This window comes from Limimaricola hongkongensis DSM 17492 (genome assembly GCF_000600975.2).
GTDB classification, from domain to species: Bacteria; Pseudomonadota; Alphaproteobacteria; order Rhodobacterales; family Rhodobacteraceae; genus Limimaricola; species Limimaricola hongkongensis.
On the sequence record NZ_CM002676.1, the window covers coordinates 1 to 16,171 of the forward strand.

Genomic DNA, 16,171 nt, shown 5'->3' on the forward strand with positions numbered 1-16,171 from the left:
GCGTCGAGCTTCTTTGCCGACCCCGAAACCGCCTATCCGCTGCGGGTCGCGGCGATGGTGGCGGCGCTGTGGTTCTGCCGGCGTCCGATCCTGCGGCTCGGCTGGGGGCTGTCGCCGCTGGCGATCGGCGCAGGCGCGGTGATCGCCGGGCTGTGGATCTGGCTGGGCCAGCCATCCGGCCCGGCGGCGCAGGACACGCCGGTGCTGTTGATGGGCGGGGCGGTCTTCGCCGCATGGGCCGCGATCCGGGTGTTCGGCACCGTCATGGTCGTGCCGCTGATCGAGGAGCTGTTCTTTCGCTCCTATCTCTTCGATCTGCTCGGGGCGCGCCGGTCGCGGCTGGGGGCGGTCGCGGCCATCGGGCTGAGCAGCGTGGCCTTCGCGGCGCTGCACCAGCGCTTTGCGCTCGCGCTGTTCGCCGGTCTGGTCTTTGCGGCGCTGGCGCTTCGGCCGCGGGGCCGCTTAAGCGACACGGTGATCTGCCATGCCACGGCGAATGCGCTCATCGCGGGATACGCGGTGCTGACCGGAAACTGGTCGGCGATCTGAAACCCGACGCCGGAGCGCCCGAAGCAAGCATCCCGCCGAGGCGGGATCAGGAGCGATGGCGCGGAATTATGCGGTGGGGCGCGGCAGGCCGGGCTGCGCCCGCCCCGCCAGCCCCCCCCCCCGGAGATCAGCAGCCGGTGCGGTTCAGCACGACCCCGACGGTGCGCAGCAAGATCCCCAGATCGGTGCGCGGCGAGATCCGCTGGCGATACTCGGCGTCGAGCTGCACGCGCCTGTCGTAGCTGGTGTCGTTGCGGCCCGAAACCTGCCACAGGCCGGTGACGCCGGGACGCAGCGACAGGTAGACCGGGCGGTGCGAGCCATAACGCTCGAGCTCGGTCTCGGTCACCGGGCGCGGGCCGATCAGGCTCATCTCCCCGGTCAGAACGTTCCAGATCTGCGGCAATTCGTCGAGCGAGGTTTCGCGCAGGAAGTTGCCGAGCCGGGTCACCCGGGGATCGTTGCGCAGCTTGTGGTCGCGCTCCCATTCCTCGCGCGCCTTGGGGTCCGAGGCCAGAAGCTGTTCGAGCCGTTCGCCCGCATTGGGCACCATGGTGCGGATTTTCCAGCAGCGGAAGCTGCGCCCGTCACGCCCGATCCGGGGGTGGCCGAACAGGCCCGGCCCGCCATCGAGGCGGACGATCAGGCACAGGATCAGGATGATCGGCCCGAGCGTGGACAGCAAAAGCAGCGCCAGGACCAGATCGAGGGCTCTCTTGGCGAACCCGTCATATCGAATAGCAGGAAACCAGCGGGTACGTTCAACCTGGCTCGATCGCGTTGGCGGCGCTGCCGTCGAAGTATCCATCATGACCACATCCTAAAAAACTACCGTTCAAAAACACCTTTCACTGTCGATAGATACCGGTAACGCCGAAGCGCGCGGCTCTGCCTCGTTCCGCCATTGTTGTTGCCGGCTCTGATGGCCGGGCTTGCCGTGACGGGTCGAAAAACATTGACCCGTGGTTTCGTTTCGGGGTGCTGAAGGGATTTTCTCGCACGACACCAGACCTTTGGCCTGCTCCACCGATCGAAATCCCCGGACGACGCACACCCCTGATCGTCGCTTTCTCTGTCCCGACTATACGATGCGGAACCGAATTCTTGCAAACTTTAACTGCATTCTTGCCATAGTTGTGTGGCAGCGGGTTGTCTGTGGGACGTTCCGTCCGGCCGGGCGCGGCGCTTGCATTCACCGGGCCAGAATCGCGGGCAGAATCGGGGCCAGGATCGGAAATCCGCTCATCATTCCCCAGCTGCGCAAGAAAGATTGCGAAATGGCCCGGGAATGCGTATCCAGAATACCATGGGTTGATCTTGCGCGGGGCCGTTCGGACGGTAAGGCGCAATGATGTCATTCTCGCGAAAAGGGGCAGGACGCCTTGGCCAGTGTTCGAACGGAAGCTCCAGACAGCATGTCGGCAACATCCCCGAAGGCGAAGCATCGGCCACGCCCGATGCCGCGCCGGGGATCGGTCATCGTGCTGGCGCTGGCGCTTTTGCCGCTGTCCTTCGGCATCGCGATATGGATCACGCATTCGACCGGCATCTCGCTGCTCTGGGTGCTTCCGATCCAGGGGCTGACCGGCGCCGTGCTGACCCTGGCGGTGGTGATCGTGCGGTATCTCGACAGGCGGTGATCCCTCCGGGCGGCGCCTTGCGGGGGCGATAAATCCTTGACCTCCCCGGCCCCCTTGGCCGACCCTTTCTTGCAAGATGCGTCCATTTCGGCCCATCCGGGCCGCCAGCGGTGATGCGCGTTTCCGATTTCGTTTTTGACAATTGCCCCATCAGCCCGGAGCTCCGACATGTCCCACGAAGATACAATTCCCCCGCTTTTTCTCGTCACGGGGGCGGCCGGGTTCGTCGGCGGTCATCTGGTGCGGCACCTGCATGCGCGGGGCGACCGGGTCCGGGCCATGGTCCGCGACGCGGCACAGGCGGCGCCGCTCGAACCCTTTGCCGAGGTCGTGGTGGGCGACATCACCCGCCCCGACACGCTCGGCCCGGCCTTTGACGGGGTCACGGGGGTCTATCATATCGCCGGGCTGTTCCGGCAGGAGGGCGTCCCGGATCGCGCGTTCTGGGACGTCAATGCCGACGGGGTGCGCCATGTCTTCGACGCGGCCATCGCCGCGGGCGCGGCCCGCGTCATCCATTGTTCGACCAACGGCGTCCACAGCGACATCAAGGATCCGCCCGCCGACGAGACCGCGGATTTCAACCCCGGCGACCTTTATCAGGTGACCAAGCTCGAAGGCGAGAAGATCGCGGAGTCCTATTTCAAGGCGGGTCGCATCGGCGGTCTCGTGATCCGGCCGACGATGATCTACGGCCCCGGCGACGACCGGACCCTGAAGCTGTTTCGCATGATCTCGCGGCGGCGGTTCTTCTATGTCGGGCCGGGGACGGCGCTGACCCATTGGGTCGATGTCCGCGATCTCGCCGAGGCGTTCCGGCTGGCGATGCAGCGCGACGACGTCAATGGCGAAGCCTTCCTGATCGGTGGCGCGCGCTATCACGCGCTGAAGGACAACGTCCATGAAATCGCGAGGCAGCTTGGCGTGCCGGAGCCGCGGCTGCACCTGCCGGTTGCGCCGGTCATGATGCTTGCCCTACTGACCGAAAAGATCTGCAAGCCGATCGGGGTCGAACCGCCGCTGTTCCGCCGCCGCGTTTCGTTCTTTCTCAAGAACCGCGCCTACGACATCGGCAAGGCGCGGCGCATGCTGGGCTATACTCCGCGTCAGGATTTCGCGGGCGAGGTGGCCGAGATCATCGCCGATTACCGCGCGCGCGGTCTTCTGGATGCGGCCGGGGACACCGATGGCCGATCGCGCGAAGCGGTCTGAGCGATCCGCGGGCCATTTCAGGGCCCGCGATCAAATCGGGGCGCGTCTTTTGGCCGTGACAGCGATCGACATCGCCGCGCCCCCGGTTTCCAATCGAGAGACATTCCCGGTATTTCCAATTTAATGTCGAGTTCGTGCCGTATTGTCGCTTTTCGGCAACGCGTGCCTTGCGCCCGGGATTAGGATCTTTCGGATATCGGGCAGGATTTACCGTCCTGAAACGTAAAAGACGTGCCAGAATGAAGGCGCGGCGCGGTTGGCCTCGAGAGGCACTGAAAATGAAAATAAAAAACACGGAATTCCAGTCTTCGTCCCCGCTGGGCAATGTGATGCATTCGCGGGATATCGTGTCGGAGACGCCCCTCGATATCGGGTCGTGCGAGCCGGATCTCGTGTCATCGAGCGACCGCTATGCGAAACGGTTTCAGGGGCCGGCCGGCGATTGGCTCTTGGCGCGGCAAAGCGCGATCCTGCGGGATCTGATCCGGCCCTGGCCCTCGGCCAGCGTGCTCGATATCGGCGGCGGCCACGCCCAGGTCGCACGGCCGCTTGTCGCGGATGGCCACCGGCTTCGGGTGCGGGCCAGCTCGCAGGCCGCGCTCGGCCAGATTTGCCATCTGGACAGCGACCTGCTGTCGACCGAGACCGGCCCGCTGACGGTGCTGCCGCATGCCGATCGCAGCTTCGACGTCGTCATCTCGATCCGCATTCTCGCGCATGTCGGTCACTGGGACCGGCTGGTCGCGGAAATGTGCCGCGTGGCGCGGCACGCAGTGATCGTCGATTTTCCGACCCAACGCGCGGGCAACCTGTTCGGTGACCGGCTGTTCGCCCTGAAAAAGCGGGTCGAGGGCGACACCCGCCGCTATCGTTTGTTCCGGCACGATGAAATGCGCGCGCATCTGGCCGCGCAGGGGTTCGCGCCGGGCCCGGCGGTCGGGCAATTCGTGCTGCCCATGGTCGTGCACCGCGTGCTGAAACGCCCCGGCCTGTCATCGATCCTGGAACGCGGCCTTGCGGCGGCGGGGGGTGCTGCGATCGCGACCCCCGTGATCCTCTGCGCGCGCCGCGATCCGCGGCACCCTCCGCAACACCCGGTGGCGGCCCTCACTTGACGACGGTCTCCCGCGCATAGGGCGGAACGCGCGGCGGCGCGGTCATGCCGCGCCGCAGCCGCTCGGTCAAACGGCGTTCGAGCCAGACCTGGCTCAGATGGCCCAGCAGCAGCGAGATCGGCGCCGCGATGCCGAAGAAGACGAGCTGGCTCCAATCGCCCAGCATGGCGGGCAGACCGGCCTCTCGCATCGCCGCCTTGACGATCGCCAGCACGACCGGGTGCCACAGATAGAGCGAATAGCTGATCGTGCCGAGCCAGATCATCGCCCGGCTTTGCAAGAACCGCGCGGCGAACCAGCCCTGTCCCGCGGCGATCCCGTTCAGCGACAGGGTGGCCGCCGCGAAGGCGAGCGCGGCGAGCACGAACAGCCGCGGTTCGCTCCAGCTCCAGACCGGTTCGAAAAAAGGCGCCGCCGGCAGCGCGGCCGCCTGCCAGACGCCCAGGAACACCAGCAGCATCAGCCCCGGCGCGCGCGACAGCGCCGCCGTCACCGGCCCGCCGGGCAACCGGCCCGACCCGACCAGCAACCCGCACATGAAGAACAACGCGCGCGGATGGTGCAGCGCGAACACCGCCCCGACCACCACAAGCGGCAGCGCCCAGCCGATCCCCGGCCAGCGCTGGCGCAGCGCGAGATAGGCAAAGCACAAAAGGTAAAAGGCGAATTCAAAGCTCAGCGTCCAGGCCGGGGGCAGGAACAGCGGCAGGTCGAACACGCCCGGCAACGCCATCAGGTTGGCAAGCGTCAACAGCACGAGGCTGGCCGGGTCGAGCGCCGCCGGCGCCCGGCTCTGGCTGATCAGCGACAGAAGCACCACCACCAGCACCGCGGTCCACAGCACCGGAAAGATCCGGGTCGCGCGGTTCAGAAGAAACCGGCCCGGGCTGCGCGCCCGCTGCATCGAACGGGCCATCACGTAGCCGCTGATCGCGAAGAAGATCTCGACGCCGTATTTCAGCGAGCGCAGACCCTCCTCGACAAGCGGCGGAAGACCCCATGAGGGCAGCCCGGAATTGACCACGTGGTAGACCAGAACGCCAAAGGCCAGCAGGCCGCGCGCGCCGTGGACGCCAAGGCTGATCCGGCCCGGGGCCGCGGGGTCGGGCGCGGCGGTCATGCGCCGCCCCCGCCGCCCAAGCGCATCCCGGTCCCGCGCCGCATCAGACGAGGATCACGTCGTCGGCGAGGCTGATATCGCCGAGGGTGATCTGCGCGGCATGCACCACGGAGGTGGTGGACCCCGACGCGGTGACGGTGAGATCGACCCCGCCGGTGACCGCCACGAGCTCGAATCCGGCCTGGGCCTGGCTCAGCGTCCAGCCGAAGAAGGCGCTGATGGCGCTGACATCGATCATGTCGTTCTCGGTGGCGTTGAAATCGGCGATCCGGTCCGGGGTCGTCTGCGACAGGGATTTTTCGTCGAACACGAAATGATCCGCGCCGCCGCGCCCTTCGAGCAGATCGTTGCCGCCGCCGCCGTCGAGCCGGTTGGCGCCCGCGTCGCCGCGGATGCGGTCGCCCGCCTCGGTGCCGGTCACGTTCGCGATGCCCGGCAGCGCCACGGGGCTGCCGCCGAAGGTGCCGCCCGCAAGGCCGATCCCGCCGACGAGCAGGTCGGCCAGCGCGTCGGCATATTCGGTATAGGCGCCCGCGCTCCAATGCACCTCGTCGCCGGTCAGGTGATCGGTCTGGTCGGCGGTGTCGGAAGGCGGATGCGCGGCGTGCGGGTTCTCGAACAGCATCAGCGTCGGATGGCTGGCCTGCAGCCCGGCGATGGTGGCCTTGATGCCCGGCACATAGGTGCCGTTACCGGCATCGCCCGCCACAGCGGTGCCGCCGACGATGCTGTAGCCTTCATTCGCGAAATAGGCGTGCTCGGGTTCGTTGTCGCGGCGAGTGAGCGGCGCGAGGGTCGACACCACAAGATGCCGGTCGTCATTGCCGGACACGGCATAGAATTGTTCGACCGCGGTGGTGAGGTCCGAGACGAGATTGGCCTGCGTGCCCAGCACGTCGGCGGTCCCTTCGTCGAGATCGTTGGTGCCGAGCATCAGCAGCGTCACGTCCGGCGCGTGATCCTCGAGCATGTTGGTGAAATAGCCGTTGGCGATCAGCTGCGCCATTTCCCATCCCGCCACGCCGGCATGATCCCGGTCGAGCATTCCGGCCGGGCCGTTCTGGTAGGGGCCGACGTAATCGTACCAGCCGCCATCCGTGGCGATCCGCTCGAACATATCCTGCCGAAACCCTTCGCGCTCGGCGTTGCTCTCGGCGGGATCGTTGCGGTCGCGCCAGCCCACGGTCAGCGAATCGCCGATCGCCAGCACCCGCGCCGCGGTGGCGTAGCTCTCGGCCGCGAGGTCGATGACCACCGCCGCGGCCTCGCCCGCGAGCGACAGCGTGCCCGACGAGGCGATCCAGAAGCCCGGCCCCGAGCGGATGGTGGTGTTGCCCTCGGAATCATTGGCGGTGACCTCGGTGGTGACGGCGCCGTCATTGAAACCCGACAGGTCGAAGACAACCGACCCATCGGCGGAGATCGCGGGCGATGTCAGGCTGTTGGTGCCGTCGCTGATCGTGATCACCGCCGTGGCGTCGGCGTCGAGCCCGGACAGCACCACCTCGACATTGCCCTCTTCGCCGGCGGTGATGAGCGTATCGGGCAGCGTCAGCGCCATGTTGGCGTCGTCATCGGCAGAGGCGCCGGTGAGCAGCAGCGTGCCGGTGGCGGGGGTGATGTCGCTCGCGGCGGCGTCGCGGATGTCGATCAGGGATATGGTGCCGAGATCAGGCGTGGCCACCGACAGCAGAGCGCCGTTCGGCCCGTCGGTGACGCTCACCGCCGCCTCGGCCTGCGACTGGTTCCAGCCGTAATGCTCGGCGACCTTCGACAGGTCGATCACGTGGCCCCCGGCGGCGGAGAAGTAATACAGCAGGTCGCGATTGCCATCGAGCGCATCCATGCCCCAGACGAAGCGATCCGCGCCCGCGCCGCCATGGAGCACGTCGAAGCCCGCGCCGCCCTCGTAGACGTCGTCGCCACCGCCGCCGCGCAGCGTGTCGCGCCCGTCGCCGCCATAGAGGATGTCGTCGCCATCGCCGTTGAACAGCTTGTCGTTGCCCGCCAGCCCGTGAAGGATCGAGCCGGTGCTTTCGGGGATCAGCGTGTCGTTGCCCGAGGTGCCGAAGATCTCGTTCTCGGCCGGGGGCGGCGTGACGGTGTCGAGCGTCAGGCCGGGGCCGTCGACGCTGGCGGTGTTGCCGGTGGTGTCGTCGACCACCACGCGGCTGGTCAGCGGCCCGTCCTGCAGCCCGGTCAGATCGAAGCTGACGCTGCCATCGGCGGCCAGCGTGCGGGTCAGCGTGGTGGTGCCGTCGCTGATCTCGACCACCGCGTCGGCGTCGTCATCGATGCCGGTGACGGTCATCTGCACATCGTCCGCCTCGAAGGCGTCGATCTCGGTGTCGGGGGCGGTGAGGGTGAGGTTGCCATCGGCATCGGCGCTGGTGTCGGGTGCCGTGTCGAGCGTCAGCCCCGGCCCCTGCCGCGTGGTGGCGTTGCCGCCGGCATCGGTGGCGGTGACCTCGGTGGTGACGGCGCCGTCGTCGAAGCCCGACAGGTCGAAGACAACCGACCCATCGGCGGAGATCGCGGGCGATGTCAGGCTGTTGGTGCCGTCGCTGATCGTGATCACCGCCGTGGCGTCGGCGTCGAGCCCGGACAGCACCACCTCGACATTGCCTTCCTCGCCGATGGTGATCCGGTCGTCGGGCAGGGTGAGGGCCATGTTGCCGTCATCATCGCCGGTGTCCGGCGGCGGGCCGGAGACCAAGAGCAGCGCCCCCGTCACCTCGCTCGCGGCGACGCCGCGGATGTCGATCAGGGAAATGGTGCCGAGATCAGGCGTGGCCACCGACAGCAGGGCGCCCTTGGGCCCGTCGGTGACGCTCACCGCCGCTTCGGCCTGCGACTGGGTCCAGCCGTAATGCGCCGAGATCGCCGACAAATCGATCACGTGACCCTCGGCGGCGGAGAAATAATAGAGCAGGTCGCGATTGCCATCGAGCGCGTCCATGCCCCAGACGAAGCGATCCGCGCCCGTGCCGCCGATCAGAACGTCGAAGCCCGCGCCGCCCTCGTAGACGTCGTCGCCACCGCCGCCGCGCAAGGTATCGCGGCCCTCGCCGCCATAGAGGATGTCGTCGCCATTGCCGTTGACCAGGGTGTCATTGCCGCCGAGGCCGTAAAGGATCGAACCATCATGGTCGGGAGAAAGAACGTCATTACCGGAGGTTCCGAACACCTCGTCATTCGCTGACATGAAAACCACCTTTCACTGACACCAGACACAGCCAAAAAAAACGGAACGGCTGGGCCCATTATCTACACGATTGTTCAATCCACGCCATGACAATGATGCGATATGCCGGGTGGCGGTTGAATTGCGAAATAATGTTCCATTATTCAGGGCATTGCCCCCGGCATGTTCAGCCCCTGCGCAGCGCGAACAGCACGCCGCCAAGGCAGCCGAAGAGCAGGAAAATTCCGAATTCGAGCCAGGCCAGCGCGAGCGCGTCGGAGGCTTGGACGCCCCATTGGGCGAGCAGCAGAACGAAGACGCCTTCGCGCACGCCGATGCCGTTGATGCTGATCGGCAGCATCATCACGAGGACCGCGACCGGGGCGATGACGTAGAAATCGGCGTAGGAGACGGGCAGTCCCAGCGCCAGCCCGAGCGCCCAGTAGAAGGTGATGACGTTGACCTGCAACAGCAGCGACAGCGCCGCCGCGCGCAAGAGCGCCGGCATCGCCCCGTGATAGAGCGCGAGCGCCGCGCCGATCCTGCCCAGCCGTCCCGAAGCGGCCCCGGCCCGGCGCGGCCGCGCCAAGAGCACCGCCAGCGCCACGAGCGCGGCAAGCAATGCCAGGCCCAGCCATCTCAGGCCGGGCACGCGCTGATCGATCTGGGGTGACAGCAGCAGCGCCAGCATCGCCAGCGTCAGCAGCGCCAGCAGGCCCGCCAGCCGGTCCACCACCAGCGACATCAAGGCCAGGCTCTTCGAGGCCCCCGCCCGCCAGGCGTCGTAGCCGCGGATGACATCGCCGCCGATGGTCGACGGCATGAATTGCCGGAAAAAGCCCGAGACCAGCACCGAGCGATAGAGATAGGGCCAGCCCGGATGCAGGTCGTGATGCCCGAGCAGGCCGCGCCAGCGCAGCGCGATGATGGCGGGGCCGAGCAGCTGGCAGGCCAGCGCGAGGCCAAGCCAGCCGGGGGCGATCTGTGCCATGGCGCGCCAGACCGCGTCGAGATCGGCCCGGTTCAGGATGAACACAACGAGACCGATCGAGGCGGCCGCCTTGAGAAGAAAGCCGCCGCGCCCGCCGCGCCGCCCGCGATCCGTCGCGAAACCGCCGATCGCACCGAGCGAGGAGGCGTGGCGTCCGGGGCGCGAACCGGTGGCGGAATGATCGAACATGATCCACTCATCAAACAGGCGAACATACCAAGCGGGCGCAACAAGCCCACCTCTCCTTCATAGCCGCCCACCCCCCTTCTGGCGAGACATTTCGCAGCCGCGGGACCGGGCCCGCGACATCCCGGCTTTGAAAAAAACCTGATGGAATCCGGTGGGGCTGGTGTAGTCTGACGCTGCGGCATGCCCGTTTGCGGGGCATGGCGCTGGTTTGGCCGGCACGTGTGCGCCGGGTGTGTTTGCAGTGACGGCGGTTCGGCAGGGGTGGGCCGCCGGGAGTGTGTTTATGAGTGTGACGGTCTGGCCGAAATTCCGGTTTCCCTTTCGGAACGGCGCGCGGTTGGCCGCGCGCGAGGACGGCGCAGCGGGGGTGGCGCCGCTGCGGGTGCTGATCGTCGCGCCGCAGCCCTTCTTCGTGCCGCGCGGCACGCCGATCGCGGTGCGGGCGCTGGCCGAGGGGCTGGTGTCGGAGGGCTGGGAGGTCGATCTTCTGGCCTTCGACGAAGGCGACGCCATCGCGATGCCCGGCGTGACCCTGCGGCGCAGCCCGCTGCTGCCGGGGCTGCGCGGCGTGCCGCCGGGGTTCTCGCTGCGCAAGGTCGCCGCCGATGCGGTGATGCTGCCGCGGCTGGCGCTGCTGCTGGCGCGGCGGCGCTACGATCTCGTCATCGCGGTCGAGGAGGCCGCCTACATGGCGATGCTGCTCGGACCGATCTTCCGGGTGCCCTATATCTGCGATGTCGACAGCTCGATCCCCGAGCAGATCGGCGACAAGTACGATCTGCCGGGCTGGGTGGCGCGCGTCCTGAGCGCGGTCGAGGCGCGCGCGGCGCGCGGTGCGCTCGCCGCGATCACCTGCTGCCCGGCGCTGGAGCGGCTGATGCGCGACCATGCGCCGGGGCTGCCGGTGCAGACGCTCGAGGATGTCACCCTGATCGATCCCGCCGCCGGGACCGCGCCGCCACGGGACTGCCGGTTCGAGGGGCCGGTGCTGATGTATATCGGCAATCTCGAAGGCTATCAGGGCGTCGATCTGTTGCTCGAAGGGTTCGCCCGCGCCGTGGCCGATGGCGCGCCGGGCCATCTGGTGATCATCGGCGGCGCCGAGGCGCATGTCGCGGCCCTGCGCGCCGAGGCCGACCGGCTTGGGCTGGGCGCGCGGGTGGCGCTGCTCGGGCCGCGGCCGATCGAGGCGATCGGCCAGTACCTGGCGCAGGCCACCGTGGTCGCGTCGCCGCGCGTGCAGGGCCGCAACACGCCGATGAAGGTCTATTCCTATCTCGACAGCGGGCGGCCGCTTCTGGCCACGCGGCTGCCGACCCATACGCAGGTGCTCGACGACGAAATCGCCTGCCTGGTCGATCCCGCGCCCGACGCGATGGGCCGGGCCATCGGGCAACTCTTCGCGGATGACGGGCTGCGCGCGCGGCTGGCCACCGCGGCGCGGCGCCGGGTGCAGGCGGAATATAGCCCCGAGGCCTATCGCCGCAAGCTGTCGCGCTTTTTGCGCCGCGATGTCGTGCCGCGCCTTTCCGCCGGCCATGCCCATGAGGCGCTCGGGGCGGAGACGCGCGGATGACGGGGCGGGCCGTCGCAAAGCTGGGCTACCGGCCCGAGATCGACGGGCTGCGCTGCCTCGCGGTGGTGCCGGTGCTGCTGTTTCATGCGGGCCTGCCGCCCTTCAGTGGCGGCTATGTCGGGGTCGACGTGTTCTTCGTGATCAGCGGCTACCTGATCGCCACCATCCTGTTCGAGGATCTCGCCGCCGGACGCTTCAGCATCGCCCGCTTCTACGAACGCCGGGCCCGGCGGATCCTGCCGGCGCTGTTCGTGGTGGTGCTGGTCTGCCTGCCCTTCGGCTGGTCGTGGATGCTCGTGCGCGAGTTCAAGGAGCTTTTGCAAAGCGTCGCCGCCACGGCGCTATCGGTCTCGAATGTCTATTTCTGGCTCAAGAGCGACTATTTCGCGATCGAAGCGGAGCTGTTGCCGTTGCTGCACAGCTGGAGCCTCGGGGTCGAGGAGCAGTTCTACCTGCTGTTTCCCGGCCTGCTGCTGCTGTTGCATGGCCAGCCGGGCCGACGCCAGGTCGGGGTGCTGCTGGCGATCGGCGGGGCGAGCTTCGCCGCCGGGCTCTGGTACATCTCGACGCATCCGATGATGGTCTATTACCTCTTGCCGTTCCGCGCGTGGGAGCTGATCGCGGGCGCGGCCTGCGCCTATCTGCATCACCGCCATGGCCGCTGGCCGAATGGCTGGCTGGCGCTGGCGGGGGCGGGGCTCGTGTTCTACGCCATGCTCGCCTATGACGCGCATACCGTGTTTCCCGGCTGGGCCGCCGTGCCGCCGGTGCTCGGCAGCGCGCTGATCATCCTGTACGCCGATCCCGGCGCGCTGCTGGGCCGGGTGCTGGCGCTGCGGCCGGTCGTCTTCGTCGGGCTGATCAGCTACAGCCTCTATCTTTGGCACCAGCCGGTGCTGGCCTTCGCGCGGCACTATCTCGGCCATGAGCCCGCCGCGCCCGTGCTCGTCGCGCTGCTGCTGCTTTGCGTCCTGCTCGCGGTGCTGACCTGGCATTTCGTCGAGAAACCGTTCCGCCGCCGCGGCCCGCTGGCGCTTGTGCCGGGGCGAAAGCAGGTCTTCGCCTGGTCGGCCGCCTCGATCGTGGCGGTCACCGGGATCGGCGTGGCGGGCGATCTGCGCGGCGGCTTCCCGGAGCGGCTGAGCGATTGGGAAATGCGGGTCTATGTCGAAAGCGGCTGGTATTCGGATTGCATGTATACGCGCGACGCCCCGGCGCCCGCGCCGCCGGATGCGGGCTGCGTGGTCAATCCCGGCCAGCCGCGCAAGGCGGCGCTGTTCGGCGATTCGGTGATGAGCTCGCTCGCCCCCGCCTTCGCGCGCAGCCTCGCCGCGCGCGGATACGAGGTGCACCTGCTGACCCATTCGCACTGCACGCTCAATCTCGATTACCACCGGGCCAGCCAGAATGCGCAGCCCTGCCCGGAGTTCGCCCGCTCCATGCTCGGCTTCATCGAAGCCGAGCGGTTCGATCTCGTGGTCACGGCCGGGCATTTCGCCGCCCTTCTGGGCGGGGCGCCGGGGCAGGTCGTCGAGGCCGCGGGCGGCGCGCCGGTCATCGATGCCGGGCCGGTCCTGCAGGACCTGGCCCGCCAGCTGAACAGCCTGCCCAGCGAGGTGGTGCTGGTGCTGCCGCATCTCACCCCCGAAACCGGGGTGCGGGTTAGCACGCTCAAACAGCTTCGGGTGACAGGGGAGCTTAGGCAGACGGCGGTCGCGCGGGCCGATCTGGCCGACGCCGCCGACCGGGTCGGGGCGGTGCTGCGCGACACGATCACCCAGGACAACATCCGGTTTCTCGATCCGACGGCATCGCTGTGCGATGCAAGCCATTGCCGTTTCGTGCAGCAGGGCATGCCGCTTTTGTCGGACACGCTGCATTTCACCGCCACGGGGGCCGATCTCGTGGCAACGCAGCTCGAGACCCTGCTCGCGACCCGCGACCGGCCGGTGCCGGTCGATTTCGCGGCGCCGACACCGGTGGTGCGATGACCGGGCCGGGCGCGGGGGCGGGGCGGGGGCCGGAGCCGGGGGCGCAAAACCCGCCAGCCAGGAGGGCGCTATGACGACGCAGGTGGCACGCGACAGGACGACCTTCGGCAAACCGGAGCTGAGCGCCGTGACGGTGGCGGCGCTGGTCTTCGTGCTCGCTTGCGCCAGCCGCGTGGCCCTGCTCGACGCCGCGCCGTTCTATGACGAGCTGTATCACCTGCTGGCGGCGCGCAGCTGGCTCGACAGCGGCACGCTGGGCATCGCCGAGGGCACCTATACGCGCAGCGCGCCCTATACCCGGCTGACCGCGGCGTTTTTCGCGCTGACCGGATCGGACACGGTGCTGGTCGCCCGGTTGCCCAACGTGCTTTTCGGGGCGCTTTTCGCCGCGCTGGCGACCTATTGGGTCTGGCGCAAGGCCGGGCGGATCGCGGGGATCACGGTGGCCGGTCTGGTGCTGCTCTGGCCCAGCGGCATCCTGTTGTCGCAATTCGCCCGTTTCTACGCGCTGCACGGCCTGCTGTTTCTGGGCGGGGCGCTGTGCTTTTACGAGGCCGCCGCGCCGGGCGCATCACCGCGCCAGCGGCTGCTCGCCGCCCTCGGGGCGGGGCTGCTGCTCTTGGGCGCGTTGCAGTTTCAGGAGACGACGCTGGTCGGGGTGCTGTGTCTTCTGGTCTGGTTCGGGCTGTGCGTGGTGCTGCCCGCGATCTGGCGCAGCCGTCACCGGGTCTGGATCTTCGCGGGGCTGATCGCGGCGGGGCTGACCGTCGTCGCGCTGGCCTTCGGCGCAGGCGTGCTGCAGGCGCTGTGGACCGAATACCGGGAATCGCCATGGGACAGCGACCCGTCGGCCTACAACCGGGTGCTGCGCGATTTCTATCCGCTGTTCTGGCCGCTCACGCCGCTGCTCGGGCTGCTGGCGATCCGCGAGGCGCCCCGCCCGGCGGGGTTCTGCGCGGTGATCAGCGCGCTGGGGCTGGTGATCCATTCCTTCGCGGGCGTCCAGAACCTGCGCTATATCTATTACTTCTCCCCCTTCCTGTTCGGGCTCTGGGCGATCGGCGTGCAGGCGGCGCTGCCGGCGCTGTTCGAAGCGGTGCGGCGCGGTCTGCGGGGGCTTCCCGTTCCCGTCGCGGGGGCCTTTGCGGGCCGCGCCCTGACGGTGGCGGCGATCCTGTTCGCGGTGCTGGCCAACGGGGCGGTGCCGCGCGCGATCAGCCTCGCCGCCGGTGGCGGCGCGCCGCCCTTCGTGCCGCGTCTGGACTGGGAGGAGGCGCGCGACCGGGTGGCCGAGCTGGATCGCGACGGGGCGCTCGTGGTGGCGGCCAACGACCTCAACGCCATCGCCTATCTCGGGCGGCTCGACCTGACCTACAGCCTGAACTGGCTGCCCGAGATGAACCGCACCGAATTCGCGCGCGATCCGCGCACCGGCAAGCCGATGATCTCGGAGCTGGCCTCGCTGCGCGACGTCGTCAACTGCGTCCCGGAAGGCGTCTTCGTGACCGACCTCCAGTGGCGGCCACCGGCGGGCTACATCGACTTCTTCTCGGTGTTCGAGACGCCGGGCATCCGGCTGCACGTCGAACGGGCCGGGCCGGTCCGCCTGCTGCGCTGGTTCGCCGATCCGTCGGCGCTTGGCGATCCCGCGACCTGCGCCGCGTTGCCCTCCGGGCTGCGCGGTCAGCCGGGATAGCCGTATTCCGCCAGCAGCGGCGCAAATGCCTCGGGCATCTGCCTGAGATCGGCGGGGCCGAGCTGCGCGCGCCAGCGCCCGACCGAGGCGGCCGAGATCGGGCGCCGGACGTTGCCGTGATGCGCCCGGCGTTCGACATCGCCCATCGCGCCGCCGGAGTCGGTCAGGACGCCCGGCGCGTAGTCGAGCCCGGCCCAGCCATAGATCGCCCTGACGGATCGTTCGGGCGCGGTCACGAGATCCTCGTAGGATTGCCGGTAGACATCGCGCCCGCGCCGGGCGAGCGCGGCGCAGGCCCGGTTCGCCGACACCCAGCGCTCGGCCGCCGCGCCGAGATCGTCGTAAAGACCGGCCTGCACATAGGACAGGGCCACGTCGCGGCCGTCGCGCAGCAGCCACAGATATTGCGCATCGGGAAACAACGCGTCGATCGCGGGCAGGTGCACGGTGTTGTAGGGGGTCTTGTCGCCCCAGCGATGGGCCGCGGAGCCGTGCTGCCGCGCGAGGTGGCGGTAGAAGGTCTCGAACAGGGATCTCAGGTTGCGCGCCGGTGGCGGCAGCGCCACGGCCTCGTCGGCAAAGGCGTTGAGGTTGTCGAGCGCGAAGGTCGGAAATTCCGGGTGCTTCTCGAAATAGGCGCAGAACAGCCAGACCCGTTCATACCATGACAACAGCGCGCCGCGCGGCCAGCGTTCGATGATCTCGCCCAGCACATAGGTTTCGGGCGGCAGGTATATTTCGCCCGACGCCATCAGCAGGCGGCGCATCAGCGTGTTGCCCGACCGCCCCGACCCGATGACGAAGAGCGGGCGCGCGCGGCTGTCCCCCGCGCCGGGCCGGGCGCGGTGCAGCCCCAGCGCGACCGACCGGGCGAGCTGGCTGCCAAGAGAGGGTCTGCGCTCCACGGC

Annotated in this window: 12 protein-coding genes; 7 read left to right on the top strand and 5 right to left on the bottom strand. The window is 68.5% G+C overall.

Annotated features, from left to right (window positions below; all coding sequences use genetic code 11):
• Nucleotides 1-54 precede the first annotated feature (54 nt).
• Nucleotides 55-549 (top strand): CAAX prenyl protease-related protein, encoded by a 495-nt coding sequence (locus tag LOKHON_RS16275; protein WP_051585560.1) that lies wholly within the window; start codon nucleotides 55-57, stop codon nucleotides 547-549.
• A 127-nt stretch (nucleotides 550-676) separates the two neighbouring features.
• Here LOKHON_RS16275 and LOKHON_RS00430 read toward each other — a convergent pair whose 3' ends face one another.
• Complete coding sequence (locus tag LOKHON_RS00430; RefSeq protein WP_033315700.1) at nucleotides 677-1,360, bottom strand: sugar transferase; 684 nt, start codon at nucleotides 1,358-1,360, stop codon at nucleotides 677-679.
• Between the two features lie 646 nt (nucleotides 1,361-2,006).
• On the opposite strand from LOKHON_RS00430, the gene LOKHON_RS00435 reads away from it, so the two are divergent.
• The 3 genes from LOKHON_RS00435 (at nucleotide 2,007) to LOKHON_RS00445 (ending at nucleotide 4,516) form a co-directional block, all read left to right on the top strand.
• Nucleotides 2,007-2,189: a hypothetical protein gene (locus LOKHON_RS00435; protein ID WP_017929813.1), complete on the top strand. Its 183-nt coding sequence runs from the start codon at nucleotides 2,007-2,009 to the stop codon at nucleotides 2,187-2,189.
• Nucleotides 2,190-2,357: 168 nt separating this feature from the next.
• On the top strand, nucleotides 2,358-3,401 hold the full coding sequence (locus tag LOKHON_RS00440) for an NAD-dependent epimerase/dehydratase family protein (protein ID WP_017929814.1): 1,044 nt from the start codon (nucleotides 2,358-2,360) through the stop codon (nucleotides 3,399-3,401).
• A gap of 347 nt (nucleotides 3,402-3,748) precedes the next feature.
• Complete coding sequence (locus LOKHON_RS00445) at nucleotides 3,749-4,516, top strand: class I SAM-dependent methyltransferase (protein ID WP_162561742.1); 768 nt, start codon at nucleotides 3,749-3,751, stop codon at nucleotides 4,514-4,516.
• On the opposite strand, the gene LOKHON_RS00450 is transcribed toward LOKHON_RS00445, so the two are convergent.
• The 3 genes from LOKHON_RS00450 to LOKHON_RS00460 all read right to left on the bottom strand — a co-directional run bounded on the left by LOKHON_RS00450 (nucleotide 4,509) and on the right by LOKHON_RS00460 (nucleotide 10,000).
• A complete protein-coding gene (locus LOKHON_RS00450; protein ID WP_017929816.1) occupies nucleotides 4,509-5,636 on the bottom strand; it encodes an acyltransferase family protein in 1,128 nt (375 codons plus the stop codon). The genes LOKHON_RS00445 and LOKHON_RS00450 overlap by 8 nt on opposite strands.
• Nucleotides 5,637-5,679: 43 nt before the next feature.
• Nucleotides 5,680-8,841: an SGNH/GDSL hydrolase family protein gene (locus LOKHON_RS16380; RefSeq protein WP_036082221.1), complete on the bottom strand. Its 3,162-nt coding sequence runs from the start codon at nucleotides 8,839-8,841 to the stop codon at nucleotides 5,680-5,682.
• 166 nt (nucleotides 8,842-9,007) lie between these two features.
• Nucleotides 9,008-10,000, bottom strand: a complete 993-nt coding sequence (locus LOKHON_RS00460) for a lysylphosphatidylglycerol synthase transmembrane domain-containing protein (RefSeq protein WP_017929735.1) — start codon at nucleotides 9,998-10,000, stop codon at nucleotides 9,008-9,010.
• 283 nt (nucleotides 10,001-10,283) lie between these two features.
• Here LOKHON_RS00460 and LOKHON_RS00465 point away from each other — a divergent pair, with 283 nt between their 5' ends.
• The 3 genes from LOKHON_RS00465 to LOKHON_RS00475 all read left to right on the top strand — a co-directional run bounded on the left by LOKHON_RS00465 (nucleotide 10,284) and on the right by LOKHON_RS00475 (nucleotide 15,263).
• Entirely contained in the window at nucleotides 10,284-11,576 is a 1,293-nt protein-coding gene (locus LOKHON_RS00465) for a glycosyltransferase family 4 protein (RefSeq protein ID WP_017929736.1), read from the top strand.
• On the top strand, nucleotides 11,573-13,567 hold the full coding sequence (locus tag LOKHON_RS00470; RefSeq protein ID WP_017929737.1) for an acyltransferase family protein: 1,995 nt from the start codon (nucleotides 11,573-11,575) through the stop codon (nucleotides 13,565-13,567). The genes LOKHON_RS00465 and LOKHON_RS00470 overlap by 4 nt, the downstream gene beginning before the upstream one ends.
• A 70-nt stretch (nucleotides 13,568-13,637) precedes the next feature.
• The gene (locus LOKHON_RS00475; protein WP_017929738.1) at nucleotides 13,638-15,263 is read left to right on the top strand and encodes a hypothetical protein; all 1,626 of its coding nucleotides are present in this window, start codon (nucleotides 13,638-13,640) and stop codon (nucleotides 15,261-15,263) included.
• On the opposite strand, the gene LOKHON_RS00480 is transcribed toward LOKHON_RS00475, so the two are convergent.
• Complete coding sequence (locus LOKHON_RS00480; protein ID WP_017929739.1) at nucleotides 15,251-16,168, bottom strand: sulfotransferase family protein; 918 nt, start codon at nucleotides 16,166-16,168, stop codon at nucleotides 15,251-15,253. The two genes, LOKHON_RS00475 and LOKHON_RS00480, sit on opposite strands and share 13 nt — an antisense overlap.
• Between the last annotated feature and the right edge of the window lie 3 nt (nucleotides 16,169-16,171).

Bases quoted from the DNA above. Each gene is read 5' to 3' on its own strand.
- LOKHON_RS00435 (WP_017929813.1), top strand. From the start codon at position 2,007: ATGCCGCGCCGGGGATCGGTCATCGTGCTGGCGCTGGCGCTTTTGCCG.
- LOKHON_RS00450 (WP_017929816.1), bottom strand. From the start codon at position 5,636: ATGACCGCCGCGCCCGACCCCGCGGCCCCGGGCCGGATCAGCCTTGGC.
- LOKHON_RS00475 (WP_017929738.1), top strand. From the start codon at position 13,638: ATGACGACGCAGGTGGCACGCGACAGGACGACCTTCGGCAAACCGGAG.
- LOKHON_RS00460 (WP_017929735.1), bottom strand. From the start codon at position 10,000: ATGTTCGATCATTCCGCCACCGGTTCGCGCCCCGGACGCCACGCCTCC.
- LOKHON_RS16380 (WP_036082221.1), bottom strand. From the start codon at position 8,841: ATGTCAGCGAATGACGAGGTGTTCGGAACCTCCGGTAATGACGTTCTT.
- LOKHON_RS00465 (WP_017929736.1), top strand. From the start codon at position 10,284: ATGAGTGTGACGGTCTGGCCGAAATTCCGGTTTCCCTTTCGGAACGGC.
- LOKHON_RS00440 (WP_017929814.1), top strand. From the start codon at position 2,358: ATGTCCCACGAAGATACAATTCCCCCGCTTTTTCTCGTCACGGGGGCG.
- LOKHON_RS16275 (WP_051585560.1), top strand. From the start codon at position 55: ATGGTGGCGGCGCTGTGGTTCTGCCGGCGTCCGATCCTGCGGCTCGGC.
- LOKHON_RS00430 (WP_033315700.1), bottom strand. From the start codon at position 1,360: ATGATGGATACTTCGACGGCAGCGCCGCCAACGCGATCGAGCCAGGTT.
- LOKHON_RS00470 (WP_017929737.1), top strand. From the start codon at position 11,573: ATGACGGGGCGGGCCGTCGCAAAGCTGGGCTACCGGCCCGAGATCGAC.